A 26,117-nucleotide genomic window follows, 5' to 3' on the forward strand; every position below is an offset into this window, starting at 1 on the left:
CGGCGAAGCCCGGCGCTGTGAGCGATCAGGGCACGCCCGAGCGCGCCGACGGCGCGCGTCTGTGGGCGGTGGTCGGCGCGACCGGCACCGGCAAGACCGACCTGTCGCTGCGGCTCGCGCAGACCCTCGCGGCGCGCGGCCGCCCGGCCGAGATCGTCAACGCCGATGCGATGCAGCTGTACCGCGGCATGGATGTCGGGACGGCCAAGCTTCCCGAGGCGGAGCGCCGAGGCATCCCGCACCATCTCTTCGACGCGCTCGACGTGACCGACGAGGCCGCGGTCGCCTGGTATCAGCCGGCCGCCCGGCAGGCGATCGAGGGCGTCTTCGCCCACGGTGCCGACGCGATCCTCGTGGGCGGGTCGGGACTGTACGTCTCGAGCGTGATCTTCGACTTCCGCTTCCCGCCGCACGACGATGCGGTGCGCGCGCAGCTCGAGGCCGACCTCGAGCAGCACGGCGCAGCGGCGCTGTACGCGCGCCTGCAGAACGCAGACGCCGCCACCGCCGCCCGCGTCGATCCACGCAACGGCCGCCGCATCGTGCGCGCCCTGGAGGTGCTCGCTCAGGGCGCCGCGACGCACGGCGCGGCCCTGCCCGAGAGCCCCCCGCTCTGGCATGCGCCCACGACGATCATCGGCGTCGCGCTCGAGCGGGCCGCGCTCGTCGAGCGGCTCGACCGGCGCGTCGAGGGCATGTGGCGCGGCGGCATGCTCGAGGAGGTCTCCCGGCTGCAACAGGTCGGGCTCGAAGGCTCGCCGACCGCAGGCCGGGCCATCGGCTACGCCCAGGCTCTGGCGCAGCTGCGTGGTGAGCTGACCGAGGCCGAGGCCATCGCGCAGACGCAGGCGCTCACCCGGCGCTACGCACGCCGTCAGGTGTCGTGGTTCCGCCGCTACGACGGCATCCGGTGGACGGATCCCGCCGCGGATGCCGCGGACCTGGCAGACTCGCCCGAATGAGCATCGAGATCCGCCCCTTCCAGATGGCCGACACCGAGGCGACGGTCTCGCTCTGGCAGGAGACCGGTCTGTCGCGGCCGTGGAACAACCCCTATCAGGACATTCGCCGCAAGCTCACCGTGCAGCCCGAGCTCTTCCTCGTCGCGGTGGACCGCGGCGAGGAACTCGACACGGGCGATGGCGAGGCCGCCGGCGTCGGCGATGGCATCGGTGCTCAGGCTCCCGGCGAGCTCGTCGGCACGGTGATGGCCGGGTACGACGGGCACCGCGGCTGGCTGTACTACCTCGCGAGCGCCCCGGCGCGCCGCGGCGAGGGGATCGGTCGCCGCCTCGTCGAGGCGGCCGAAGAGCGACTGCTCGAGCTCGGCTGCCCGAAGGTGCAGCTCATGGTGCGCCCCGAGAACGGCGGCGTGCACGCGTTCTACGGCGAGCTCGGCTATGAGCCGTTCGACACCTGGACGACCGGAAAGCGCCTGATCGCCGACTGAGCTCCGTCTCTGCTGCGCGCCCTAGACTGAACCGCATGCCGCAGACCGTCGCGTTCACCAAGGGCCAGGGCACCGGCAACGACTTCGTCATCATCCCCGACCCCGACGGCATGCTCGAACTGAGCGACGCGCAGGTCTCGGCCCTGTGCGACCGCCGGTTCGGCATCGGCGCCGACGGCACGCTGCGGGTCGTCCGGTCGGCAGCGCTCCCCGAGGGCGCCGCGACCCCGGACGCCGAGTGGTTCATGGACTACCGCAACGCCGACGGTTCGGCCGCCGAGATGTGCGGCAACGGCATCCGCGTCTTCGCGAAGTACCTCGTCGAGACGGGCCTCGCCGATATCGATGCGGCCCCGATCGCCATCGGCACGCGTGCCGGCACCAAGCGCGTTACGCGCAGCGACCTGGGCTTCGAAGTCGATCTCGGCTTGTTCGCGGTCGACGAGTCGGAGATCGTCGTGCACGCCCGCGGGCTCGATGTGCCGCGCCCCGGCGTCGGCATCGACGTCGGCAACCCGCACATCGTCATCGCCCTCGGCGACCCCGCCGAGCTCGACGCCCTCGACCTCACGGTGCAGCCGGTCGCGACCCCCGCGCCGCCGCACGGTGCGAACATCGAGTTCGTCGTGCCGGCCGCGTCGCGCACCCCGCAGGGGCCGGCGCTCGTGCGCGAGGGCGTCGGCGCCATCCGCATGCGCGTGTTCGAGCGCGGCGTCGGCGAGACGCTCTCGTGCGGCACGGGGGTCGCCGCCTCCGCCCTCGCCGTACGGCACTGGGCGGGCCCGGCCGCGCCCGACGAGTGGTCGGTCGAGGTCCCCGGCGGTGTGCTGGGGGTCCGCATCGCGGCTGAGCGCGACGGCGACCACGTGCTGCTGTCGGGGCCGGCGGCGATCGTGTACTCGGGTGAGGTCGCCCTGGCCTGAGCGGCGCCGCGTCAGTCGCCGAGCCCGGCCAGCAGCCCCGCGGGCGGCACGAAGAAGACGCCGCCGGTGAGCGCCGTCGATGCGTCGAGCAGCCGGTCGTGCTTGCCGGGCGGGTCGCCCAGGAACATGCGCTCGAGCATCCGCTCGATGACCCACAGCCGTGCCGTGTAGCCGATGAAGTACGTGCCGAACTCGCCGTGGCCGGGTGAGCCGAACGGCATGTTGTCGCGCAGGATGTCGTGCTCCACGCCGTCGTCGTCGGTGATGGTCGAGAGGGTCTTGTGCGACTTCTGTTCGGATGCCGAGGCATCCGCCAGCTCGATGTTGTCGAGCTTCGTGCGTCCGATCACCGCCTCCTGCTGCTCCACCGACATCCGGTTCCACGCCGCGAGGCTGTGCACGTACTTCTGCGCAACGAGGTAGCTTCCGCCGTGGGCCGCGGGGTCGGCCGCGGGATCCGAGGCATCCACCAGCGTCGCGGCGGGGAGGGCATCTCCGACGGGGTTCGCCGTGCCGTCGACGAAGCCGAGCAGGTCACGGGCATCGAAGTACCGGAACCCGACGGTCTCATCGGTGACGAGGACCGCCCCGTGCAGCCGGTCGAGTAGCTGACGCTCGAGCTCGAAGCACAGGTCCCGCCGGTTGGCGCGGATGTGCACGAACAGGTCGCCCGGGGTCGACGGCGCCGTGTGCACGGCACCGACGACCCCGCGGAACGGATGCAGCTCGGCGGGCCGGGCGGCGCCGGTCACGGCATCCCACACGTCGCTGCCGATGCCGACCGTGCAGGCGAGCGCCGCGTCGAGGTCTCGGAAGGCGACGTTCTTCGTGATGTCCTCGAGGTCGGCGAGCACGCCGCGGACGATCCGCACCGCCTCGGACCCCGCCGCCGGATCGGTCAGGGTGAGGGTCAGCAGCACCGCGGACGACGTGAGCGGCGCGTCGACGCGCTGCGATTCGATGGGTACCCGCCGCTGCGCGCTCTGCTCCACGCTCTCACCCCTCCACGATGTCGACCGGGGCGGTGGGCACCGCCCCGTGACGACGCACCTTGAGCACCCGGAATCCGCGCGCCGTCGCGGAGCGCATGACCGAATACCCGTCGTCGAACGTCGCGGCGATCCACCGCTGCAGCGAATCCGAACCGAGATTGCGCTGCACGACGAGCCACGCGTCGCTGCGCTCTTCGAGGCGCGGCAGCCACCGCTGCAGCAGGCCGTGCAGTTCGTTCTTGCCGACCCGGATCGGCGGGTTGGAGCGGATCGTGCGGAACGTGACGGCGGACGGAACATCTTCGGGCAGGACGGCGTTGATGTTATCGAGGCCCCAGGCCTGCGCGTTCAGACGGACGAGGTCGAGGGCGCGCTCGTTCACATCGACGGCCCACACCGTCGCGTGCGGCGACTGCACCGCGAGACTCAGGGCGATGGGACCCCATCCGCAGCCGAGGTCGAGCAGGTGACCGCCCGGGGGAGGAGGGGGCGTGTTCGACAGCAGCACCGCCGTGCCGCCGTCGACGTGCGCGGGACTGAACACCCCGCCCGCGGTCGTGACATCGCCGCTGCGGCCCGCGAGGGTCACGGAGATGCGGCGCTGGTTCTCGGCGCTGGACGGAGAGGCACTGAAGTAGTGATCGCTCTCCATGAGATGCGAGCGTACCGGAGCCGCGCCACGGCGCGGGAGGCCACACAACGACTAGACTGCAAGGCTCACCACGAAATGGATCGAATGACAGACACCACCGGCATCACCGGAACGAGCGACACCAACGGCACCGACGAAGGTGCAGGCTACGACGTCGACGCGCACGACCTGCCGATCGACCCCGTCGACCGGGTGCTCGCGCGCGCCGAGTCGCGGACGGGCGCGCATGTCTTCGGCGCCGCGCAGGCGTTGCAGGATGCCTCGACGGTCGCGTACGGCGACACCGACGGCGATCAGTGGGATCGCGAAGAGCGTGCCGCGCTGCGCCGTGTGCCCGGGCTCTCGACCGAGCTCGAAGACGTCACCGAGGTCGAATACCGCCAGCTGCGCCTCGAGAACGTGGTGCTCGTCGGCGTGTACCCGCAGGGCTCGCAGGACGACGCCGAGAACTCGCTGCGCGAGCTCGCCGCGCTCGCCGAGACCGCGGGCGCCGTCGTGCTCGACGGCGTGCTGCAGCGCCGCCCGCACCCCGACCCGGCGACCTACATCGGGCGCGGCAAGGCGGCAGAGCTCCGCGACCTCGTCGCGGCCGTCGGCGCCGACACCGTCATCGCCGACACTGAACTCGCGCCCAGTCAGCGGCGCGCGCTCGAAGACGTCGTCAAGGTCAAAGTGATCGACCGCACCACCGTCATCCTCGACATCTTCAGTCAGCACGCCAAGAGCCGCGAGGGCAAGGCCCAGGTCGAGCTCGCCCAACTCGAATACCTGCTGCCCCGCCTGCGCGGCTGGGGCGACTCGATGAGCCGGCAGGCCGGTGGCCAGGTCGGTGCGGGCGGTGCGGGCATGGGCTCGCGCGGCCCCGGTGAGACCAAGATCGAGCTCGACCGCCGCCGCATCCGCACCAAGATGGCGCAGCTGCGGCGCCAGTTGCGCGACTTCGCTCCCGCGCGCGAGGCGAAGCGTGCCGAACGCAAGCGCAACACGATCCCCGCCGTCGCGATCGCCGGGTACACCAACGCCGGCAAGTCCAGTCTGCTGAACCGCCTGACCCGCGCGGGAGTGCTCGTCGAGAACGCGCTGTTCGCGACCCTCGACACCTCGGTGCGCCGCAGCGAGACCGCCGATGGGCGCGTCTACACGCTGACCGACACCGTCGGCTTCGTGCGGAACCTGCCGCACCAGCTCGTCGAGGCGTTCCGCTCGACCCTCGAAGAGGTGGGCGACGCCGACGTCATCGTGCATGTGGTGGATGCCTCGCACCCCGACCCGGCCGCACAGCTCGCGACGGTCCGTGACGTGATCGGCGACGTCGGCGCGCGGGATCTTCCCGAGATCGTCGTGTTCAACAAGGCCGACCTCGTCGACGACGACACGCGCCTGGTGCTGCGCGGTCTCGCGCCGCAGGCCCTGTTCGTCTCGTCGCGCACAGGCGAGGGCATCGACGAGTTGCGCGAGACGATCGAGCGCACGTTGCCGCTGCCCGCCGTCGAGGTGCGTGCGGTCGTGCCCTACGACCGGGGCGACCTCGTCTCGGCGGTGCACGAGAACGGCATCATCCTCGCGCAGGAGCACGGCCCCGACGGCACCTTCCTGCACGCGCACGTGCCGGCGATCCTCGGCGGCCGGCTCGCGGCCTACGCGGTCTGATCCGCCCCTGCTCCGTCGAGCGTGATCGGCGGCACATCGGGCGGGGTGAAGCCGAGCACGGCGCCGAGGAAAGCGACTTCGGCCTCGGTCGCGTCGATGATCGTCTCGGCGCGGCGGAATCCGTGTCCTTCGCCCGCATACAGCCGGTAGGCATGCGGGATGCCCCGTGCCGCGAGCGCGTCGCGGATCGCCTCGGACTGCGACGGCGGCACCACACGGTCTTCGTCGCCCTGCAGGAGCAGCACGGGGGCGGTGAACCCGTCGACGTGCGTCAGCGGTGAACGCTCGCGGTAGAGCTCTTCGGCCTCGGGGAGCGGCCCGATCATCCCGTCGAGGTAGCGCGACTCGAAGTCGTGCGTGTCTTCGGCGAGCGTGCGGGCGTCGGCGACCCCGTACCGGCTGATCCCGGCCGCGAAGGCGTCGGTGCGGGCGAGCGCGGCGAGCACCGTCCAGCCGCCGGCCGATCCACCCTTGATCGCAAGGCGCTCGCCGTCGGCGTCGCCCGCCGCCGCGAGCCCCGCTGCGGCAGCGACGACGTCGTCGACGTCCACGACCCCCCACTGACCGCGCAGGCGCTCCCGGTAGTCGCGCCCGTAACCCGTCGACCCGCCGTAGTTCACCTGCACGACCCCGATCCCGCGACTCGTGAGGTACACCGTCTTCGCGTCGGCGACGCCGCCGTCGTGCCCGGTCGGGCCTCCGTGCACCATGACGACGTAGGGTGCGCGCTCGTCGGCCGGTCCGGTGAAGCCCGGGTGCTGCGGCGGGTGCACGAAGGCGTGCACCGGCCCGTGCGGGCCGTCGGTGGTGATCGCGCGGGTGCGCGGCATCCATGGCGCGTCGATCTCGGCGGGGTCTCCCGCGACTTGCACGACTCTGCCTGTGCCGGCGTCGACGAGCCACAGTCCGCTCGTGCCCGCGCCCTTTCCCGAGACGAGCGCCCGAGAGCCCTCGACGGCGTCGACGTTCAGCTCGCTCGTCGCGGGCAGGTCGACCCGCGTGGCGCCGCCGTGCTCGTCGATGATCACGAGCTCGTCGGCCCCGTTGGTGCGCACCGCGACGATGCGGCCGCCCTCGAGCACGCCGTACCATCGTGCGCCGAGCGACCAGAGCGCTCCGCCGGTGTCGGCGTCGGCGGCGGCGACTGGCTCGGCCGGCCCGAAGCCTTCAGCGCCGTGCTCACGGTGCCAGAGGTTCCAGCGGCCGGTCGGTTCGTCGAGATAGACGAGGTCGGTGTCGGTGCGCCATGTCGGCTGCAGGGCGGCCGTGTCGCCCGCCGTCACCGCCGCCCACGAGCGCACCCGACCGTCGTCGATGCGGCCGACGCGCACCTCGGTGCGGTCCCACGGCATGTGCGGGTGGTCCCACGCGACCCAGGCGAGGTGCGTGCCGTCGGGCGAGAGATCGGGCTGGGCGACGAAATCGCTGTCGGCGACGAGCTGGCGAACGGATGCCGCACCCTCGACCGCGATCTCGACGATGCCGCGCCTGACCGTCCCCTCACCCTGCCACTCGCGCACGGCGAGCAGTCGCCCGCGTGAGAACCGCAGGCCGCCGTAACTGGTCGCCGGGTCTTCGGGAGTGAGGGGAACCGGCTTCGCGCCCGGCCGCAGCGCCCACACCCGCTGGTCGCTCTTCTCGACGAAGCAGAGGGTGCCGCCCGCATCGGCCGCCCACGACCCGCCGCCGTACTCGTGCACGCGCGAGCGGGCGTTCCACGGCGCGGGCAAGACGTCTTCGACCCCGGCGTCGGCGCGCCGCCGCACCGTCGTGCGACCGGCCTCTTCGGGCACGGACTGGCCCCACCAGATCTCGTCGCCCACGAAGGCGGCGCCGTCGACGCGCGGTGAGGCCTTCGAGGCCCACGAGGCGGTGAACGGTGAGGGCCAGGAACCGTAGGGGAGTGTGTCGACCATGCCCTTCACGCTACGCGCCCGCTCCGACAGCAGGGGTGGATGCCTCACCGCGCCGCGTCACTCCAGGAGCGTCACCCCGAACCCGGCGACGACGGCGCGCACCTCGTCGAGGTAGCGCTGGGCCTGCTCGGTGAGCGGGATCGAGGCGTGGTCGATCCAGCCGATCTCGATGCGCTCGTCGACGTCGAGCGGGATGGCGACGATCTCGGGGTCGAGCTCGTCGCTCACGATGCCCGTCGAGATCGTGTAGCCGTCGAGGCCGATCATCAGGTTGAAGATCGTCGCGCGGTCCGAGACACGGATCTCCTGCGCGCTCGACGAGGTGGAGAGGATCTCTTCGGAGAAGTAGAACGCGTTATTCGCGCCCTGGTCGAAGGTCAGCCGCGGGAGCTCTGTCAGGTCGTCGAGGGTCACGCGTGCCCGTGCGGCCAGCGGGTTGCGGCGCGAGATGAAGATGTGCGGAGACGCGACGAAGAGCGGATGGAAGGCGAGCCCGCTGTCGCGGAGCAGCCGGTCGATGACCTTGCGGTTGAAGTCGTTGCGGTAGAGGATGCCGAGTTCGCTGCGCAGGGTGCGGACGTCGTCGATGATGTCCCACGTGCGGGTCTCGCGCAGCGCGAATTCGTACTGCGCCGCGCCGCTCGACTTCACCATGCGCACGAACGCGTCGACGGCGAACGAGTAGTGCTGCGCGGAGACGCCCAGCAGGCGCCGCGAGGGCGGCCGCCCGAGGTAACGCTGCTCGAGCAACTCGACCTGCTCGACGACCTGTCGGGCATAGCCGAGGAACTCCGCGCCGTCGGTGGTCAGGCTGACCCCGCGCGCGGAGCGGACGAGCAGCGTGCGCCCGACCCGCGCCTCGAGGTCTTTCATCGCGGCCGACATCGTCGGCTGCGCGACGTAGAGCACGTCGGCGGCCGCCGAGATCGACCCCTCGGCGGCGACCTCGATGAAGTACCGCAACTGCTGCAGCGTCAGTCCACCGGTGCCCTGTGCCATAGGCCCACCTTCCCATAGGGAGAGGCTATATGGATGCATAGTCGGCATGAGTTACCCGATATCTGCCAGTGCCTGCACGATGGAGAGCACTTCTTTTCTCCGGCCGGCTCGCGGCCGCCCGCCCACTCGGATTGGCCACTCATGGCAGACGACGTCGCCTTCAGCATCACCACCACGCGCTTCGACGAGCACTACACCCCGGCCGAAAGCTCGCGCATCACGACGAACTTCGCCAACCTGGCACGCGGCGAGCACCGGGAGCAGAACCTGCGCAACACCCTCACGATGATCGACCGCCGCTTCAACGACCTCATGCCGTGCGACAACCCGACCGGCGACCGCTACACGCTCGAACTCGAGATCGTCTCGGTGCAGCTCGAGTTCGCCGCGGAGGGCGCCGACCAGCGCTTCCCGCTGCTCGAAGTCCTCGACATCCACGTCCTCGACCGGCAGACGGGGCTGCGCACCCACGGGATCGTGGGCAACAACTTCTCGTCGTATGTGCGCGACTACGACTTCAGCGTGCTGCTGCCGGCCGTCGCCGAGCGCACCGAGGCCGGCGCGCCCATCGCGCCGAGCGACTTCGGCGACCTGCACGGCACGCTCTTCCGGCGCTTCCTCGACTCGGTCGCCTACCGGGAGCGGTTCGCGCAGCCTCCCGTGATCTGCATCAGCGTCTCGACCAGCAAGACCTACCGGCGCACCGACAACCATCACCCGATCCTCGGTGTCGAGTACGCCCAGCCCGAGCCGTCGTTGACCGACGAGTACTTCGCGAAGATGGGGCTGCAGGCGCGCTACTTCATGCCGCGCGGCAGCGTGGCGCCGCTCGCGTTCTACTTCAGCGGAGACCTGCCCGCCGGCTACACCGACCTGCAGTTGGCCGGCACGATCAGCGCGATGGAGACCTTTCAGAAGATCTACCGACCCGAGATCTACAACGCCAACTCGGCGGCTCCCGCCGTCTACCGGCCGAGCCTCGCGGCGCAAGACTTCTCGCGCACCCAGATCGACTACGACCGTGAGGAGCGCAGCCGGCTCGCCCTCACCCAGGGCCGCTACGCGCAGGAGCACTTCATCGAGCCGCACCGCGAGGTGCTCGAGCGGTGGGCGGCCGGCGTCGAGGCGGCGTTCGCGTGACCGGGGCATCCGTTCCCGTGCACACGCTCCTGCCCACGACGATCGTCGGCAGCCTGCCGAAGCCGTCGTGGCTCGCGGAGCCCGAGGTGCTGTGGTCGCCGTGGGCCCTCGAGGGGGATGCCCTGGACGAGGGCAAGCACGACGCGCTGCGCATCGCCGTGCACGAGCAGGCGCGGCGCGGCATCGACATCGTCAGCGACGGCGAGCAGACCCGGCAGCACTTCGTCACGACGTTCATCGAGCACCTGAGCGGAGTCGACTTCGACAAGCGCGAGACCGTGCGCATCCGCGATCGCTACGACGCGAGTGTGCCGACCGTCGTCGGCGAGGTGCGCCGCGAGCGCCCCGTGTTCGTCGACGACGCGACCTTCTTGCGCTCGACGACCGACCGGCCGATCAAATGGGCCCTTCCCGGCCCGATGACGATGGTCGACACGCTCTACGACGCCCACTACAAGAGCCGAGAGAAGCTCGCGTGGGAGTTCGCCGTCATCCTCAACGAAGAGGCGAAGGCGCTCGAAGCGGTGGGGGTCGACATCATCCAGTTCGACGAGCCGTCGTTCAACGTGTTCTTCGACGAGGTGAAGGATTGGGGTGTCGCCGCCCTCGAACGCGCGGCGGAGGGCCTGCGCGCCGAGACGGCCGTGCACATCTGCTACGGCTACGGCATCACTGCGAACAACGACTGGAAGGCGACCCTCGGGTCGCAGTGGCGGCAGTACGAAGAGTCGTTCCCGTTGCTGCAGCGCTCGTCGATCGACATCGTGTCGCTCGAATGCCAGCACTCGCACGTTCCGATGGACCTCATCGAACTCATCCGCGGCAAGAAGGTCATGCTCGGCGCGATCGACGTCGCGAACGACGCCATCGAGACCCCCGACGAGGTCGCCGGCACGCTCCGCCGTGCGCTCGCTTTCGTCGACGCCGACAAGCTCATCCCGAGCACCAACTGCGGCATGGCGCCGTTCCCGCGCGAGGTCGCGCTGCAGAAGCTCAGTGCGCTGAGTGCGGGGGCTGCCCTCGTGCGGAGCGAGCTCAGCTGAGTCAGACCGCGCGGAGGATGGCGACGACCTTGCCGAGCACCGTGGCGTCGTCGCCCAGGATCGGTTCGAACGCGCTGTTGCGGGGGAGCAGCCACGTGTGGCCGTCGCGCTGGCGGAAGGTCTTGACGGTCGCCTCGCCGTCGAGCATCGCCGCGACGATGTCGCCGTTGTCGGCGGTCGCCTGTGAGCGCACGACGACCCAGTCGCCGTCGCAGATCGCGGCATCGATCATCGACTCGCCGCTCACCTTGAGCATGAACAGGTCGCCCTTGCCCACGAGCTGACGGGGGAGCGGGAACACCTCTTCGACGTGCTGATCGGCAGTGATCGGCACGCCCGCGGCGATCCGGCCGACGAGCGGAACGAGCGCGGCGTCGCCGACAGCAGGAGCGGTGTCGGCGGGGTTCTCGGTCGACGCGCCGGGCAGGTCGATCAGCACCTCCATCGCGCGCGTCTTGCCCGCGTCGCGGCGCAGGTAGCCGCTGAGTTCGAGCTGGCCCAGCTGATGCGTCACGCTCGAGAGCGACTTCAGCCCGACCGCGTCGCCGATCTCGCGCATGCTCGGCGGGTAGCCGTACTGCGCGATCGAGCGCTGGATCACTTCGAGGATCGCCAGCTGCTTGTCGCTGAGGCTCTTTCGCCGACGCGTCTGCGGCTTGTCCATGAACGCACTCCTTCGGATTCGCGCCCTCCGACGATCTCTGACGGGTCACCGTCTTCGAATGTCGGAGGTGGGTGATGGGCTCTCGTTATCGAAACCGTATCCGGTGAGGGCGGGCTCGGCCGGCAGGCATCCGCGTGTCGCGTTCGATCCGATTCCGATCCGGATGCCCCTTGACAATCGAACTGTATCGAAGATAGCTTCGGAAAAGAAGTTCGCATTCGGCGCTCCCGGCCGAGCGCCGGATGCGAACATCCCGCAAGGGATCGTCCGAGGCTTCGCCCCCAGGAGGAATCATGACCACGATCGACATCAGTGCCGGCGCCGCGTTCACCGCCGCGGGCGGCGCACCTGCCACCCGGCTTCGTCTGACCGCGCGCGGTCGTCGCGTGCTCGCCTTCCTCGCCTCGATCCCGGCGATCGTCGCCCTCAGCATCGCCATCGTCTCGGGCGGTGGCGCGCTCGCCTCGGGTGAGGGCAGTGCGCCGGCCGGTACGTTCTCCGAAGTCACCGTCATGCCCGGCGACACGCTGTGGTCGATCGCCGAAGAGGTCGCACCGGGCGCCGACCCGCGCGACGTCGTCGACGCGATCATTCGCCTGAACGCGCTGCCCTCGGGCTCGCTGACGGCGGGACAGAGCCTCGCGCTGCCCGCGGAGTACGCCCCGCAGCACTGAGCGCACGGCTGCGGTCCGCCCTACGATGGTGGCTGTGAGTGCGAGTCTGGACGACCTTCCCCTGCGAGCCGATCTGCGCGGGCTGACCCCGTACGGGGCGCCTCAGGCGCCGCTGCCGGTGGCCCTGAACGTCAACGAGAACACCCACCCCGTTCCCGAAGACGTCGCCGACGACATCCTCGACAGCCTCGCGCGTGCCCTGCGCGACGTGAACCGCTACCCCGACCGCGAGTTCACGGCCCTCCGCGAAGGCTTCGCCGACTACCTCGGCCACGGACTCTCGGCCGACCAGATCTGGGCGGCGAACGGATCGAACGAAGTACTGCAGCACCTGCTGCAGGCCTTCGCCGGTCCCGGGCGCACGGCGTTCGGCTTCGCGCCGACGTACTCCATGTACCCCCTGCTCACCCGCGCCACCGGGGCGACCTATCTCGCCGGCACGCGCGGAGTCGACTACACCCTCAGCGCCGCAGACGCGGCGGCCCAGATCGAGGCGGCCGACCCCGACGTCGTCTTCCTGTGCGCCCCCAACAACCCCACCGGCACGCCGCTCGGCATCGACGTGATCGAGGCGGTGTACGACGCCGCGCGCGGCATCGTCATCGTCGACGAGGCGTATCAGGAGTTCGCCCCACGCGAGTCGCGCTCGGCGCTGACCCTGCTGCCGGGGCGTGAGCGCCTGGTCGTCTCGCGCACGATGAGCAAGGCGTTCGCGTTCGCCGGGGCGCGCGTCGGTTACCTCGCCGCCGATCCGGCGGTGATCGAGGCCCTGCGGCTCGTGCGGCTGCCGTACCACCTCAGTGCGCTGACCCAGGCCGCGGCGGGCGCGGCCCTGCGCCACGCCCCCGCGATGCTCGCCATGGTCGACGAGATCGTCGCTCAGCGCGACCGCATCTCGGCGACCCTCGACGCGCTCGGTTACGAGCCGTTCGAGAGCTGGACCAACTTCGTGTTGTTCGCCGGTGTCGACGACCCGGCGGCCACATGGCGGGGACTCTACGACCACGGCGTGCTGATCCGCGACGTCGGGCTGCCGCGCAGCCTGCGGGTCACCGCCGGTACCGAGGCCGAGTCGACCGCGTTCCTCGACGCCCTCGCCTCGCTCGGGCCGGGTGGTGCGCACGCCGCTCGCTAGACTCTGAGCCATGACCGCCCCCACGCACCGCACGGCCTCGATCCGCCGGGCGACGAGTGAGTCGACGGTTGAGCTCGAGCTCGACCTCGACGGCACCGGCCAGAGCCGCATCGACACCACGGTGCCGTTCTTCAACCACATGCTCACCGCGTTCGCGAAGCACTCGCTCACCGACCTCACGGTGCGTGCGTCGGGCGACACCGATATCGACGCGCACCACACCGTCGAAGACGTCTCGATCGTGCTCGGGCAGGCGATCCGCCAGGCGCTCGGCGACAAGGCGGGTATCTCGCGTTACGGCGACGCGCTCGTGCCGCTCGACGAGGCACTCGCCCAGGCGGTCGTCGACATCAGCGGTCGGCCCTACCTCGTGCACACCGGCGAGCCGGTCGGTTTCGAGCACCACCTGATCGGCGGCCAATTCACCGGGTCGCTCGTGCGCCACACGTTCGAGGCGATCGCCTTCAACGGCGGCCTCACGGTGCACGTGACGGTGCTGGGCGGTCGCGATCCGCACCACATCGCCGAGGCCGAGTACAAGGCGTTCGCCCGTGCGTTCCGGCAGGCGAAGGCGCTCGATCCGCTGGTGGTGGGGGTTCCGAGCACCAAGGGCGCTCTGTGACGACCGCACCGCTCGTCGCCGTTCTCGACTACGGCTCCGGCAACGTCCACTCCGCCGTCAAGGCGCTCGCGGCGGCGGGGGCCGATGCCCGTCTCACCGCCGATCGCGGCTTGATCCGCGACGCCGCGGGCCTCGTGGTGCCCGGTGTCGGTGCGTTCAGCGCCGTGATCGAAGCGCTCCGGGCGAGCCGCGGCGACGAGCTGATCGGCCGGCGCCTCGCGGGCGGCCTGCCGGTGCTCGGCATCTGCGTCGGCATGCAGGTGCTGTTCGAGCACGGGGTCGAACGCGGCGCTGATGCCGAGGGGCTCGGCGAGTGGCCGGGCGCGGTGACCGAACTGGATGCCCCGGTGCTGCCGCACATGGGCTGGAACACCGTCCGGGCGGGCGCAGATTCGGTGCTGTTCGAGGGCATCGAGGCGGAACGGTTCTACTTCGTGCACTCCTACGGCGCGCAGCACTGGACCATGGAGCCGATGAAGCCCTTCCGTGAGCCGGTGCTCACCTGGTGCGACTACGGCACCCCGTTTCTCGCGGCTGTCGAGAACGGTCCGCTGTCGGCGACGCAGTTCCATCCCGAGAAGAGCGGCGCGGCAGGCATCCGTCTGCTTCGTAACTGGATCTCGTCACTGCCGCAAGCCGGGTAGTCTCTCGGGGTGAACGATTTCGCGTCGACCCCTGAACTGATCCTGCTGCCGGCCGTCGATGTCGCCGGCGGCAAGGCTGTGCGTCTCACGCAGGGCGAGGCCGGCACCGAGACGAGCTACGGCGACCCGGTCGACGCGGCAGCCGCGTGGGCGCGCGACGGCGCGCAGTGGATCCACCTCGTCGACCTCGACGCGGCGTTCGGCCGCGGCAACAACACGGCGGTGATCCGCCGGGTCATCAAGCAGCTGCGCGGTGTGCAGGTCGAGCTCTCCGGCGGCATCCGCGACGACGCGAGCCTCGAGGCAGCGCTCGAGTCGGGGGCATCCCGCATCAACCTCGGCACCGCGGCGCTCGAGAACCCCGAGTGGGCCGCCGATGTGATCGGCCGTTACGGCGAGGCGATCGCCGTCGGCCTCGATGTGCGCGGCACGACGCTCGCGGCCCGCGGCTGGACGCGCGAGGGCGGCGACCTGTGGCACGTGCTCGAGCGTCTCGAAGACGCCGGCTGCAGCCGCTACGTCGTCACCGACGTGACGAAGGACGGCACGCTGCAGGGCCCGAATCTCGACCTCTTGCGCGAAGTCACGGCGCGCACCACCCGCCCGGTGGTCGCCTCGGGCGGCATCTCGACCCTCGACGACATCGCCGCCCTCCGCGAGCTGGTGCCGCTCGGTGTCGAGGGCGCGATCGTCGGCAAAGCGCTGTATGCCGGGGCGTTCACGCTGGCCGAGGCGCTGGATGTCGCAGGCTGACAGCGCCGGCGTCCCGTGGGAGGGGCGCAGCTTCGAGCCGAACCCGCATTCCGGTGACGACGGATCGGCGGATGCCGCGCTGCTGGCCGCCCTCGAGGCGTTCCACGCAGGCAGGGGCGACGCCGTCGCGATCGTCGACGCGTACCGCGAGGCCCGGCTGCTGATCCCGCTCGTCGCCGAGGCGGGAGATGTCGGCATCGCCCCGTCGGGGCACACCGTCGACAAGACGCAGGAGCTGTCGATCGTCACGGTCGCCGCCCCGGACGGGCGGCGGGTGCTGCCGGTGTTCACGTCGGTCGCCGCGCTCGCCCGGTGGGATGCCAAAGCGCGCCCGGTTCCCGTCGACGGCGTACGCACCGCGCTGTCGGCGGCCGCCGATGACAGTGACCTGATCGTCATCGACCCGGCATCGGCCACCGAGTTCGTGCTGCGTCGCCCCGCGGTGTGGGCGATCGGGCAGGGGCAGCGGTGGGAGCCGGCCTGGCGCTCGCCCGAGGTCTACGCGGGGCTACAGCACAGCGTCGCGAGCGAGCTGGGCGTGATCGACCTGACCGTGAGCGACGGCGACTCGTCGGGTCGGCTGCGCGGGCCCGAACTCATCGTCGGGCTGCACCTCGTCGACGGGCTCGAAAAGCCCGCGCTCGACGCGATCCTGCAGCGCCTCGCCGCCCGTTGGGCGGCCGATGACCGCATCGCGGTGCTCGTCGACTCGCTAACCGTCAAGCTGCTGCGCGCCTGACCCGGCCACAGCGCCCGGCCGCGGCGCCCGAGCGCGACCGAGATCAGGTGACCGGGCCGGTCCACTTCTCGCCGGGGCCCTTGCCGATCGGGTCGGGAATGACGGATGCCTCGCGGAACGCCAACTGCACCGAGCGCAGCCCGTCGCGCAGCGATCGGGCGTGCATGTCGCTGATCTCGGGGGCGCCGGCGGTGATGAGTCCGGCGAGGGCGTTGATGAGCTTGCGCGCCTCGTCGAGGTCGGTCTGGGTCTCGGGGTCATCGGCCAGGCCGGTCTTGACGGCGGCGGCGCTCATCAGGTGCACGGCGGCGGTCGTGATCACCTCGACGGCGGGCACGTCGGCGATGTCGCGTGAGGCCGCCGCGGCGGCCCGCTCCTGCTCCTCCCAGCGGGCCAGACGCTCGCTGTCCGCGTCGTGGGAATGGTCGGGGGAGGGGGCGTTGTCGGTCACGGTTCGCTTTCTGCTAAACTGGGCGCGCACCGGAGTGTTCTGCTCCGGATCGAAAGTGGATCACATCCCACCCGCGCTTGCCGCTCCAGGCTACCGGGTCTCGCACTCCGCCCGGCCCGCCAGCGATATCGGCACCGGGTAGCCACCACGGTGAGAGCCGTGGGGGACAGGGTGCAGAACTTCCCGCCGTCGCTTGCGTCGTGCCGGGTGGGCGTGAGAATCTTCCGCCCGCGACACTCCCGTGTCCGGTGGCATCCACCCGTTCGACACAAGGAGTTCCGCATCAGCGATCCCCGCACGAATGACCGCATCCGCGTCCCCGAGGTCCGCCTCGTCGGCCCCGCGGGTGAGCAGGTCGGCGTCGTCCGCATCGAGGTGGCTCTGCGCCTCGCTCAGGAAGCAGACCTCGACCTGGTCGAGGTCGCCCCGAACTCGAAGCCCCCCGTGGTGAAGATCATGGACTTCGGCAAGTTCAAGTACGAGACGGCGCAGAAGGCCAAAGAGGCCCGTCGCAACCAGGCGAACACCGTGCTCAAAGAGGTTCGCTTCCGCCTGAAGATCGAAGCGCACGACTACACGACCAAGCTCAAGCGCGCCGAGGGCTTCCTGCAGGCCGGCGACAAGGTCAAGGCGATGATCCTCTTCCGCGGTCGCGAGCAGTCGCGCCCCGAGCAGGGCGTGCGGCTCCTGCGCAAGTTCGCCGAAGACGTCGCCGAGTACGGCACCGTCGAGTCGAACCCCACGATCGACGGCCGCAACATGGTCATGGTGGTCGCGCCCCACAAGAACAAGTCCGAGGTCAAGACCGAGCAGAACGCCCAGCGCGATGCGAAGAAAGAGGCGGCACGCCAGGCGCGCACCGGCTCCGCGGCCTCTGACGACGCCCCGGCGGCTGCGCCCGCCGACACCGCTGCCTCCGCTTCGGCGGAGTGACGCGGCCCACAGACTCCCGCTCGCCGGGAACCACAACGAAGGATAGAGACATGCCGAAGCAGAAGACCCACTCGGGTGCCAAGAAGCGCTTCAAGGTCACCGGAAGCGGAAAGATCATGAAGCAGCAGGCGAACCTCCGCCACAACCTCGAGGGCAAGGCCACCCGCCGCACTCGTCGCCTCGACCAGGAGCAGGTCCTCGCCAAGGGCGACGCCAAGGTCGCCAAGAAGCTCCTCGGCATCTGAGCCGCGCCGCACGTTAGGAAGAACAAGAAATGGCTAGAGTCAAGCGGGCCGTCAACGCCCACAAGAAGCGTCGCGTCATCCTCGAGCGCGCCGCCGGTTACCGCGGACAGCGTTCGCGCCTGTACCGCAAGGCGAAGGAGCAGGTCACCCACTCGCTCGTCTACGCGTACCGTGACCGTCGCAAGCGCAAGGGCGACTTCCGCCGCCTGTGGATCCAGCGCATCAACGCCGCCGCGCGCCAGAACGGCATCACCTACAACCGCTTCATCCAGGGCCTCGGCCTCGCGGGTGTGCAGGTCGACCGCCGCATGCTCGCCGAGCTCGCCGTGAACGAGCCGAAGACCTTCGCCTCGCTCGTCGCGACCGCGAAGAACGCGCTGCCCGCCGACGTGAACGCGCCCAAGGCGTAAGCACCGACGCGGAAAAGGGTGTCCTCCTTTCGGGGGACACCCTTTCGCGTTCCCTAGGATGAGAGCGTGCTCGAGAACCCCCGTTCCCCCCGCGTGCGCGCGGTCGCGAAACTGACCAAACGCAGCGCCCGTCAGGAGACCGGGCTGTTCCTGCTCGAGGGACCTCAGGCCGCACGCGAGGCGCTCGCCTACCGCCCCGACACCGTGATCGAGCTGTTCGCGACGCCCACCGCGATGGAGCGTCACCCCGACGTCCGCGACGCGGCTCGTGAGGCGGGGCTCGAGGTCGAGTACACGACCGAGGCGGTGTTGGATGCCATGGCCGACACCGTCACGCCGCAGGGGATCGTCGCCGTCGCGCGGCAGTCGCCCAGTTCGCTGAAAGACGTGTTCGCAGCCTCACCGCGGCTCGTCGCGATCTGCGAAGAGGTGCGCGACCCCGGTAACCTCGGCACGATCATCCGGGCCGCCGACGCGGCGGGCGCCGATGCCGTCGTGCTCACCGGCCGCACCGTAGACCCGTACAACCCGAAGGTCGTGCGTGCGACCACAGGATCGCTGTTCCACGTGCCGGTCGCCGTCGGCGCCGACCTCGCCTCGGTCGTCGAGCGGGCGCACGCCGCGGGGCTGCGGGTCATCGCGGCCGACGTGGGCGGTGACGACTTCTTGACGCGCCGGAATCTGCTCGCCGAGCCCACTGCATGGCTGTTCGGGAATGAAGCGCGCGGCCTCGAAACCGACGCCCTCGCCCACGCCGACCTCGCCCTGCGCCTGCCGATCTACGGCCGCGCCGAGTCGCTGAACCTCGCCACGGCGGCGAGTGTCTGCCTGTACGAGACGGCCTTCGCGCAGCGCGCCTCCGACTGACGCGGTGTGTTTCGGCCGGGTCACGACTCGGTCAAGATCCTGTGCATAACGTGAGCTCTGCGGGGGACCTCTGCCTAGGCTGACCCCATGGCGACACCGGATCCCGCTCCCGCGACCTCGAACATCACCGTGCGACGCGGCGACCCGCTCGTCGTCGTGACTGACGTCGAGAAGCATTACGGCGACTTCCATGCGCTGAAAGACATCAACCTCACGGTCAACCGCGGCGAGGTCGTCGTGGTGATCGGTCCGTCGGGGTCCGGCAAGTCGACGCTGTGTCGCACGATCAACCGGCTCGAGACGATCACGAGCGGATCGATCACGATCGACGGCAAGGAGCTGCCGGAGGAGGGCAAGGCCCTCGCGGCTCTGCGTGCCGACGTCGGCATGGTCTTCCAGTCGTTCAACCTCTTCTCGCACCTCACGATCCTCGAGAACGTGACCCTCGGACCGATGAAGGTCAAAAAGCTCAAGAAAGCGGATGCCGAGGCGGAGGCCAAGGTGCTCCTCGAGCGTGTCGGGGTGGCGCAGCAGGCATCCAAACTGCCCGCGCAGCTCTCCGGCGGGCAGCAGCAGCGCGTCGCGATCGCCCGTGCCCTCGCCATGAAGCCCAAGGTCATGCTGTTCGACGAGCCGACGAGCGCCCTCGACCCCGAGATGATCAACGAGGTGCTCGACGTCATGGTCGGTCTCGCGCAGGACGGGATGACGATGATCGTCGTCACTCACGAGATGGGCTTCGCCCGCAAGGCCGCCGATCGCGTCGTGTTCATGGCCGACGGACAGATCGTCGAAGAGGCCGCCCCCGACGAGTTCTTCACGAACCCGAAGAGCGACCGGGCGAAGGACTTCCTCTCGAAGCTCATCACCCACTGACCCCGCGCCCTGCACCGGCGCGGCCCCCCGAAATGACGACACGCAACCAGGAGGATCACATGCGCACCACCAGAATCGTCGGCGCCTTCGCCGGCATCGCCATCGCCGCCCTCGCCCTGACGGCCTGCAACAGCGGCACGCCGGGCGCCGAGGAGACCTCGACCGGCGACGCCGGCGAGAGCTCGGCGGCCGGCAACCCGTGGACGGTCGCGACCGACGTCACGATCGACGGCAGCCCGACGTTCGACCGCATCAAGAGCGCCGGCGTCGTGAAGGTCGGGGTCAAGGAGGACCAGCCCGGCCTCGGCTACCTCGACCCGACCACGGGAGAGCGCACCGGCTTCGACGTGGACGTCGCCCGCTGGATCGCCGCGTCGCTCGGCTACGACGAGGACAAGATCAAGTTCACCGCGATCCCGTCGGCCAACCGCGAGCAGGCCATCGTGAACGGCGACATCGACTACTACGTCGGCACCTACTCGATCACCGACAAGCGCAAGGAGCAGATCTCCTTCGCCGGCCCGTACTTCGTCACCGGTCAGGGCCTGCTGGTCGCCGCAGGCAACGACAAGATCACCGGCAAGGACTCGCTCACCGCTGAGGACATCGTCTGCTCGGCGACCGGCTCGACCTCGATCCAGCGGATCAAGGACGAGACCCCCGCGCAGACCAAGGAGTACGACACCTACTCCACCTGTGTCGAAGACCTGAAGAACGGCCAGGTCGACGCGGTCACGACTGACGAGGCGATCCTCATCGGCTACGCCGCGCAGGCCCCCGACGAGCTGAAGGTCGTCGGCGACCCGTTCAGCGAGGAGCGCTACGGCGTCGGCATCGCCAAGGGCGATACCGCCTTCCAGGAGTTCATCAACAAGATGTTCACCGACGGCGGCGAGACCTGGACGGCGATCTTCGATAAGAACCTCGGCGCCTCGGGCGTCAAGGGCACGCAGCCCGAGGTCGACCCGGTCGACTGATCTCGTGCCGGGGGCGCGATCGAGGAGCCGCGCCCCCGGCATCCGGTCTCACATCCAACGCGACACGCGCGCACGACGACGCAGGAAGAACAGGGCATGGGAGTCATCACCGATCACCTGGATCTCTGGGGCCAGGCACTCCAGGGGACGCTCATCCTGTTCTTCGGCGGGGGGCTCATCGCCCTCGTGCTCGGCCTCATCGTCGGGGCGATGCGCGTGTCGCCGGTGCCCGTGGCGCGCGCCGTGGGCACCGTCTACGTCAACTGGATCCGCAACACCCCGCTGACGCTGGTGATGTTCTTCTTCGCGTTCTGCGTGCCGATCCTGCTGCGCGAACGCATCGACCCCATCGTGCTGCCGACGATCGCGCTCGGCGTCTACACCGCGACCTACGTCGCCGAGACGCTCCGTTCGGGCATCAACACCGTTCCCGTCGGGCAGGCCGAGGCGGCGCGGGCGCTCGGTCTCACGTTCACCCAGGTCATGACGCTCGTCGTGCTGCCCCAGGCCACGCGTTCGGTGATCCCGCCGATGATGAGCGTGTTCATCGCGCTGCTGAAGAACACGACCGTCGCCGCCGGGTTCTCCGTGCTGAACCTCGGGTCGATCCGATCGTGGCTCAGTGAGCAGGGCGAGAACCAGCTCGTCGTGCTCCTGTGGGTGATGCTCATCTTCATCGTGCTGGTGCTGCTGCTGGCGTGGCTGCAACGGGTCTTCGAGAACAAATGGAGGGTCGCGCGATGAGTTCCGTGCTGTACGACGTGCCCGGGCCGAAGGCGATCGCGCGCAACCGCATCCTCGCCGTGATCACGGCGCTCCTGGTGATCGCCGGCATCGCCTGGGTGATCTGGCGATTCGCGGTGACGGGGCAGTTCACCGCCAAGAAGTGGGAGCTGTTCACCTACTCCTCGATCTGGGCCCTCTTCGGCGAGGCCACCCTGAACACGCTCGCCGCGTTCGCCGCGGCCGCGGTGGGCGCCCTCGTGCTCGGCTTCCTGCTCGCGCTCGGACGACTCTCCGACCACGCCTGGGTCCGGGTGCCGGTCGGCTGGATCGTCGAGATCCTCCGCGCCATCCCGGTGCTGATCTTCATGATGCTGCTCTACTACGGGCTGCCCGTCGTCGGCATCAAGATGGAGCCGTACTGGGCGGTCGTCATCGCCCTCATCGCCTACAACGGCTCGGTGCTCGCCGAGGTGATCCGCGCCGGCGTCGAGTCGCTGCCGCGCGGTCAGAGCGAGGCGGGATACGCGATCGGGCTCCGCAAGTCGGGCGTCATGGCGTTCGTCCTGCTGCCGCAGGCGATCCGGGCGATGATGCCGGTCATCGTCGCGCAGCTCGTCGTGACGCTGAAGGACACCGCGCTCGGCTTCATCATCACTTATCACGAGCTGCTCTACCTCGTGAAGCTGCTCGGCTCGAACGCCGTGTACGGCTCGCCCCTCATCCCCGCGGCGATCGTCGGCGGCTCGATCTACGTCGCCCTGTGCCTCGCGCTGTCGTACATCGCCCGCCTGCTCGAGAAGCGCCTGAAGCGGCAGGACAGCGCGCTGACACCCGTCGACCCGATGCACCACCCGGTCGGCGACGTCACCGACACGCAGCTCATCGGACTGCAGAACGTGCCCGACGGGGGATCCGGCGCCGAGGGCGGCGGATTCGGGCGCCGGCCGCACTGAGCAGCGCCGAGCGGGAGCCGAGCCGCCGCCGGTCGGGGTGCGTGCGGCACCGGGCCCGCCGGTAGACTCGGCTCTTGTGTCTGACGAGCCCACGATCACCCAGGAATCGGTGGATGCTGCCGCCGACGACGCCCTCGCGGCGATCGCCGCAGCGACGAGCACCGCAGAGCTGAAAGCCGCCCGCGCGGCGCACACCGGCGAGGCATCCGCCCTCGCCCGGCTGAACGCGCAGCTGCGCAACGTGCCGAACGATCAGAAGGCCGCCCTCGGCAAGCTCGTGGGGCAGGCGCGCGGACGCGTCGGACAGGCGCTGGCCGCGCGCGAGGAGGCGCTCGCCGAGGCCGAGGCCGCCGCCCAGCTCGAGGCAGAGCGGATCGACATCACGGCCGTCGCGCCGCGGGCGCGGGTGGGTGCGCGGCATCCCGTCTCGCTGCTGCAGGAGGAGATCGCCGACCTGTTCGTCGGCATGGGCTGGGAGATCGCCGAAGGTCCCGAGCTCGAGCACGAGTGGTTCAACTTCGACGCCCTGAACTTCGACGTCGACCACCCGGCACGTCAGATGCAGGACACGTTCTTCGTCGACCCGGTCGAGCGTCACCTGGTGCTGCGCACCCACACGAGCCCCGTGCAGGTGCGTTCGATGCTCGAGCGCGGCGCCGATCTCGTCGAGAACGGTCGGGGCATCTACGTGCTCTGCCCCGGGCGGGTCTACCGCACCGACGAGTTCGACGCCACGCACCTGCCCGCCTTCGTGCAGTTCGAGGGCCTCGTCGTCGACAAGGGCATCTCGATGGCGAACCTCAAGGGCACCCTCGACCACGTCGCGCGGCAGTTGTTCGGCCCCGAGGCGAAGACCCGGTTCCGCACCAACTTCTTCCCGTTCACCGAGCCGTCGGCCGAGCTCGACCTCTGGCATCCGACCTTCAAGGGCGGCGCGCGCTGGATCGAGTGGGGCGGCTGCGGCATGGTGAACCCGAACGTGCTGCGCGCGGCGGGGATCGACCCCGAGGTGTACTCGGGCTTCGCGTTCGGGATGGGCGTCGAGCGGGCGCTGATGTTCCGCTCCGACGTGCAGGACATGCGCGACATGGCCGAGGGCGATGTGCGTTTCAGTGAGCAGTTCGGAATGGTGGTCTGATGCGCGTCCCTCTGTCTTGGCTGCGTGAATACGTCGACGTCCCGGCCGATGCCACGACCGACGACGTCTTCGCAGCGCTCGTCTCGGTGGGCTTCGAAGAAGAAGAGGCGCTCGGGTTCGAGGTGACCGGTCCGGTCGTCGTCGGTCAGGTGCTCTCGTTCGACGAAGAGCCGCAGACCAACGGCAAGACGATCCGCTGGTGCCAGGTCGACGTCGGCGAAGCCGAACCGCGCGGCATCGTGTGCGGCGCGTCGAACTTCTTCCCGGGCGACAAGGTCGTGGTGTCGCTCCCCGGCGCCGTGTTGCCGGGGCCCTTCCCGATCTCGGCCCGCAAGACCTACGGGCACGTCTCCGACGGCATGATCGCCTCGGCGCGCGAGCTCGGTCTCGGCGATGAGCACAACGGCATCCTGCGTCTGGCGGAGCTGGGCCTCGACCCCGCCCCCGGCACCGACGCGATCACCCTCCTCGGCCTCGACGATGTCGCGGTCGACGTCAATGTGACCCCCGATCGCGGCTACGCACTGTCGATCCGCGGCATCGCGCGCGAGTACGCGCACGCGACCGGTGCGGCGTTCCGCGACCCCGCGGCGCACGAATGGGACGACGTGCAGCCCGGCAGCGGGTTCCCGATCACCGTCGACGACCAGAACCCGATCCGCGGGCGCGTCGGGGCGAGCGAGTTCGTCGCGCGCGTCGTGCGCGGCGTCGACCCGTCGCGGCCCACCCCGCCGTGGATGATCGCGCGGCTGACGCTCGCGGGCATCCGCTCCCTCGGCATCCTGATCGACATCACCAACTACGTCATGCTCGAGCTCGGCAACCCCGTGCACGGCTACGACCTCGACACCCTCGAAGGCGGCATTACGGTGCGCCGCGCGACCGAGGGCGAGACGATCGTCACCCTCGACGGCAAGGAGCGCATGCTTTCGGTCGAAGACCTGCTCATCACCGACGACTCGGGCCCGATCGGCCTCGCCGGTGTCATGGGGGGAGGTACGACCGAGATGACGGATGCCACGCGCAACGTGCTCGTCGAAGCCGCGACCTTCGACACCGTCACGATCGCGCGGAGCGCCCGCCGGCACAAGCTGCCGAGCGAGGCGTCGCGCCGGTTCGAGCGCGGCGTCGACCCGCTCATCCCGTTCGTCGCGGCGCGCCGCGTCGCCGACCTCATGGTCTCCCTCGCCGGCGGCACGCTCGACACCGAGCTCGGCGGGGCGCTCTACGGCGAGGTGTTCCTCGAGGCGATCGAGCTGCCGCGCGCGTTCGTGCCGCAGCTGATCGGCGTCGACTACACGGATGCCGAGATCACCGGCGCCCTCGAGACGATCGGCTGCGAGGTCTCGGCACTCGACGACGGCGACGGCTGGGAGGTCATCCCGCCGTCGTGGCGCCCCGACCTCACCGACCGCTGGACGCTCGCCGAAGAGGTGGCGCGCATCCACGGCCTCGACCGCATTCCGTCGGTGCTGCCGACCCCGCCGTCGGGTCGCGGTCTGACGCCGCTGCAGAAGGGCCGGCGCCGCGTCGCGAACGCGCTCGCCGGCGCGGGCTACGTCGAGACCCCGTCGTTCCCGTTCGCGACCGCGGCGGCGAACACGCTGCACGGGTCGGCATCGGGCGACGCCGACCCCGGCATCCGGCTCGCCAACCCGCTCGACGGGCAGGCGCCCTACCTGCGCCGCTCGCTCGTGCCGGGGCTGCTGCAGGTCGCGCACCGGAATCTGTCGCGCGGGTTCACCGACCTCGCCCTGTTCGAGACCGGGCTCGTGTTCGACCCCGAGATGGGTGTCGCCTACGGCACCGCCGTCGTCCCGCCGCTCGGGCAGCGCCCGACCGACGAGACGCTCGCCGCGCTCGACGCCTCGATCCCGCCTCAGCCGCGCCGGGTGGCGGTGCTCCTGACCGGGTCCGTGTCGCCCAAGGCTCCCGGCCGGGCGGCGGTCGCCGCCGACCTCGCCGATGTGCTGTCGGCGGTCGAGGTGATCGGTGCCGCAGCGGGCGTGCGGATCGACGTCGCGCAGGGAGAGCGCGCCGCGCTGCACCCCGGGCGCACCGGTGCGCTCTCGGTCGGCGGTGTCGAGATCGGCTACGTCGGCGAGGTGCTGCCGGCGGTGTCGGCCGAGGCCGACCTGCCCGGTCGCGTCTACGTCGCCGAAATCGACCTCGACCTCGCGCTGAGCCTCGCCGGGCGCCCCGACGTCGCCGCGTCGCTGTCGGGGTTCCCCGCCGCGACGCAAGACGTCTCGCTCGTCGTGGGTGACGACGTCGTGGCCGGCGACGTGGCCGCGGCGCTTCGCGAGGGAGCCGGTGACCTGCTCGAATCGCTGCGGCTCGTCGACGACTACCGCGGGCACGGGCTTGCCGACGGCACGAAGAGCCTCACGTTCGCGCTGCGGTTCCGCGCGGAAGACCGCACCCTGACCGCCGCCGAGGCGACCGACGCGAAGCTCGCGGGCGTCGCTGTGGCGGCCGAGCGCTACGCCGCGACGATCCGCGAGTAGTCGCCGACGTTCCGAAAGCAGGGCGGATCGTGCTCGGG

General features: G+C 70.3%; 28 protein-coding genes. 22 read left to right on the forward strand and 6 right to left on the reverse strand.

The features are described 5' to 3' along the window. Window positions 1–17: 17 nt before the first annotated feature. The 3 genes from miaA to dapF are packed head-to-tail and all read left to right on the forward strand — an operon-like array spanning window position 18 to window position 2,373. The gene (gene miaA / locus G3N18_RS06315) at window positions 18–962 is read left to right on the forward strand and encodes a tRNA (adenosine(37)-N6)-dimethylallyltransferase MiaA (protein WP_196383471.1); all 945 of its coding nucleotides are present in this window, start codon (window positions 18–20) and stop codon (window positions 960–962) included. Next, the gene (locus tag G3N18_RS06320; protein ID WP_196323353.1) at window positions 959–1,450 is read left to right on the forward strand and encodes a GNAT family N-acetyltransferase; all 492 of its coding nucleotides are present in this window, start codon (window positions 959–961) and stop codon (window positions 1,448–1,450) included. Before miaA ends, G3N18_RS06320 begins: the two co-directional genes overlap by 4 nt. A 35-nt stretch (window positions 1,451–1,485) precedes the next feature. Next, entirely contained in the window at window positions 1,486–2,373 is an 888-nt protein-coding gene (gene dapF, locus G3N18_RS06325; RefSeq protein ID WP_196383472.1) for a diaminopimelate epimerase, read from the forward strand. Between the two features lie 11 nt (window positions 2,374–2,384). On the opposite strand, the gene G3N18_RS06330 is transcribed toward dapF, so the two are convergent. Both G3N18_RS06330 and G3N18_RS06335 read right to left on the reverse strand, forming a co-directional pair. Continuing rightward, window positions 2,385–3,365 carry a Dyp-type peroxidase gene (locus G3N18_RS06330; protein WP_196383473.1) on the reverse strand — a complete coding sequence of 327 codons (981 nt, stop codon included), beginning with the start codon at window positions 3,363–3,365 and terminating at the stop codon, window positions 2,385–2,387. Window positions 3,366–3,369: 4 nt separating this feature from the next. Beyond that, window positions 3,370–4,017, reverse strand: a complete 648-nt coding sequence (locus tag G3N18_RS06335) for a class I SAM-dependent methyltransferase (RefSeq protein ID WP_196383474.1) — start codon at window positions 4,015–4,017, stop codon at window positions 3,370–3,372. 321 nt (window positions 4,018–4,338) lie between these two features. Between G3N18_RS06335 and hflX the strand changes: the two genes are divergently transcribed. Continuing rightward, window positions 4,339–5,667 (forward strand): GTPase HflX, encoded by a 1,329-nt coding sequence (gene hflX / locus G3N18_RS06340; protein WP_399548524.1) that lies wholly within the window; start codon window positions 4,339–4,341, stop codon window positions 5,665–5,667. Here the strand turns inward: hflX and G3N18_RS06345 are convergent. After that, on the reverse strand, window positions 5,655–7,583 hold the full coding sequence (locus tag G3N18_RS06345) for a S9 family peptidase (RefSeq protein WP_196383475.1): 1,929 nt from the start codon (window positions 7,581–7,583) through the stop codon (window positions 5,655–5,657). The two genes, hflX and G3N18_RS06345, sit on opposite strands and share 13 nt — an antisense overlap. 57 nt (window positions 7,584–7,640) lie before the next feature. Continuing rightward, entirely contained in the window at window positions 7,641–8,582 is a 942-nt protein-coding gene (locus G3N18_RS06350; protein WP_196383476.1) for a LysR family transcriptional regulator, read from the reverse strand. 141 nt (window positions 8,583–8,723) lie between these two features. Here G3N18_RS06350 and G3N18_RS06355 point away from each other — a divergent pair, with 141 nt between their 5' ends. Together G3N18_RS06355 and G3N18_RS06360 are read left to right on the forward strand one after the other, a co-directional pair. Continuing rightward, window positions 8,724–9,722, forward strand: coding sequence for a putative oxygenase MesX (locus G3N18_RS06355; protein WP_196383477.1), 999 nt, complete (start codon window positions 8,724–8,726; stop codon window positions 9,720–9,722). Between the two features lie 17 nt (window positions 9,723–9,739). After that, entirely contained in the window at window positions 9,740–10,765 is a 1,026-nt protein-coding gene (locus G3N18_RS06360) for a methionine synthase (RefSeq protein WP_196383511.1), read from the forward strand. Window position 10,766: 1 nt separating this feature from the next. On the opposite strand, the gene lexA is transcribed toward G3N18_RS06360, so the two are convergent. After that, window positions 10,767–11,429: a transcriptional repressor LexA gene (gene lexA, locus G3N18_RS06365; RefSeq protein WP_196383478.1), complete on the reverse strand. Its 663-nt coding sequence runs from the start codon at window positions 11,427–11,429 to the stop codon at window positions 10,767–10,769. Between the two features lie 293 nt (window positions 11,430–11,722). Here lexA and G3N18_RS06370 point away from each other — a divergent pair, with 293 nt between their 5' ends. Genes G3N18_RS06370 through G3N18_RS06395 form a run of 6 tightly spaced genes read left to right on the forward strand, consistent with a single transcriptional unit; the run spans window position 11,723 to window position 15,996 of the window. Continuing rightward, window positions 11,723–12,103, forward strand: a complete 381-nt coding sequence (locus tag G3N18_RS06370; RefSeq protein ID WP_196383479.1) for a LysM peptidoglycan-binding domain-containing protein — start codon at window positions 11,723–11,725, stop codon at window positions 12,101–12,103. A 25-nt stretch (window positions 12,104–12,128) separates the two neighbouring features. After that, window positions 12,129–13,238: a histidinol-phosphate transaminase gene (locus G3N18_RS06375; protein WP_196383480.1), complete on the forward strand. Its 1,110-nt coding sequence runs from the start codon at window positions 12,129–12,131 to the stop codon at window positions 13,236–13,238. Between the two features lie 10 nt (window positions 13,239–13,248). Further along, window positions 13,249–13,860 (forward strand): imidazoleglycerol-phosphate dehydratase HisB, encoded by a 612-nt coding sequence (hisB, locus tag G3N18_RS06380; RefSeq protein WP_196383481.1) that lies wholly within the window; start codon window positions 13,249–13,251, stop codon window positions 13,858–13,860. After that, a complete protein-coding gene (gene hisH, locus G3N18_RS06385; RefSeq protein ID WP_196383482.1) occupies window positions 13,857–14,504 on the forward strand; it encodes an imidazole glycerol phosphate synthase subunit HisH in 648 nt (215 codons plus the stop codon). The genes hisB and hisH overlap by 4 nt, the downstream gene beginning before the upstream one ends. Before the next feature lie 9 nt (window positions 14,505–14,513). Beyond that, window positions 14,514–15,257, forward strand: coding sequence for a bifunctional 1-(5-phosphoribosyl)-5-((5-phosphoribosylamino)methylideneamino)imidazole-4-carboxamide isomerase/phosphoribosylanthranilate isomerase PriA (gene priA / locus G3N18_RS06390; protein WP_196383483.1), 744 nt, complete (start codon window positions 14,514–14,516; stop codon window positions 15,255–15,257). Then, complete coding sequence (locus tag G3N18_RS06395) at window positions 15,244–15,996, forward strand: SseB family protein (protein ID WP_230403933.1); 753 nt, start codon at window positions 15,244–15,246, stop codon at window positions 15,994–15,996. Before priA ends, G3N18_RS06395 begins: the two co-directional genes overlap by 14 nt. A 43-nt stretch (window positions 15,997–16,039) precedes the next feature. Here the strand turns inward: G3N18_RS06395 and G3N18_RS06400 are convergent, their stop codons facing one another. Then, on the reverse strand, window positions 16,040–16,393 hold the full coding sequence (locus G3N18_RS06400) for a DUF1844 domain-containing protein (protein ID WP_206693026.1): 354 nt from the start codon (window positions 16,391–16,393) through the stop codon (window positions 16,040–16,042). Window positions 16,394–16,660: 267 nt separating this feature from the next. Here G3N18_RS06400 and infC point away from each other — a divergent pair, with 267 nt between their 5' ends. From infC to pheT, 10 genes are all read left to right on the forward strand, one after another. Then, window positions 16,661–17,380 (forward strand): translation initiation factor IF-3, encoded by a 720-nt coding sequence (gene infC, locus G3N18_RS06405; RefSeq protein ID WP_314854181.1) that lies wholly within the window; start codon window positions 16,661–16,663, stop codon window positions 17,378–17,380. A gap of 50 nt (window positions 17,381–17,430) precedes the next feature. Continuing rightward, window positions 17,431–17,625 carry a 50S ribosomal protein L35 gene (gene rpmI / locus G3N18_RS06410; protein ID WP_196383486.1) on the forward strand — a complete coding sequence of 65 codons (195 nt, stop codon included), beginning with the start codon at window positions 17,431–17,433 and terminating at the stop codon, window positions 17,623–17,625. A 29-nt stretch (window positions 17,626–17,654) separates the two neighbouring features. Next, window positions 17,655–18,035: a 50S ribosomal protein L20 gene (gene rplT / locus G3N18_RS06415; protein WP_196383487.1), complete on the forward strand. Its 381-nt coding sequence runs from the start codon at window positions 17,655–17,657 to the stop codon at window positions 18,033–18,035. A 66-nt stretch (window positions 18,036–18,101) separates the two neighbouring features. After that, complete coding sequence (locus tag G3N18_RS06420; RefSeq protein WP_196383488.1) at window positions 18,102–18,902, forward strand: TrmH family RNA methyltransferase; 801 nt, start codon at window positions 18,102–18,104, stop codon at window positions 18,900–18,902. Window positions 18,903–18,989: 87 nt separating this feature from the next. Further along, window positions 18,990–19,778: an amino acid ABC transporter ATP-binding protein gene (locus G3N18_RS06425; protein ID WP_196383489.1), complete on the forward strand. Its 789-nt coding sequence runs from the start codon at window positions 18,990–18,992 to the stop codon at window positions 19,776–19,778. Window positions 19,779–19,837: 59 nt separating this feature from the next. Then, entirely contained in the window at window positions 19,838–20,755 is a 918-nt protein-coding gene (locus G3N18_RS06430; protein WP_196383490.1) for a glutamate ABC transporter substrate-binding protein, read from the forward strand. A 96-nt stretch (window positions 20,756–20,851) separates the two neighbouring features. Beyond that, complete coding sequence (locus G3N18_RS06435; RefSeq protein WP_196323337.1) at window positions 20,852–21,499, forward strand: amino acid ABC transporter permease; 648 nt, start codon at window positions 20,852–20,854, stop codon at window positions 21,497–21,499. Continuing rightward, window positions 21,496–22,434 carry an amino acid ABC transporter permease gene (locus G3N18_RS06440; protein WP_196383491.1) on the forward strand — a complete coding sequence of 313 codons (939 nt, stop codon included), beginning with the start codon at window positions 21,496–21,498 and terminating at the stop codon, window positions 22,432–22,434. The genes G3N18_RS06435 and G3N18_RS06440 overlap by 4 nt, the downstream gene beginning before the upstream one ends. A gap of 76 nt (window positions 22,435–22,510) precedes the next feature. Beyond that, window positions 22,511–23,572 carry a phenylalanine--tRNA ligase subunit alpha gene (gene pheS / locus G3N18_RS06445; protein ID WP_196383492.1) on the forward strand — a complete coding sequence of 354 codons (1,062 nt, stop codon included), beginning with the start codon at window positions 22,511–22,513 and terminating at the stop codon, window positions 23,570–23,572. Then, window positions 23,572–26,079, forward strand: coding sequence for a phenylalanine--tRNA ligase subunit beta (gene pheT / locus G3N18_RS06450; RefSeq protein WP_196383493.1), 2,508 nt, complete (start codon window positions 23,572–23,574; stop codon window positions 26,077–26,079). The genes pheS and pheT overlap by 1 nt, the downstream gene beginning before the upstream one ends. Window positions 26,080–26,117 lie beyond the last annotated feature (38 nt).

It is taken from the genome of Microbacterium paulum (assembly GCF_015707995.1).
Classification (GTDB): Bacteria; Actinomycetota; Actinomycetes; order Actinomycetales; family Microbacteriaceae; genus Microbacterium; species Microbacterium paulum.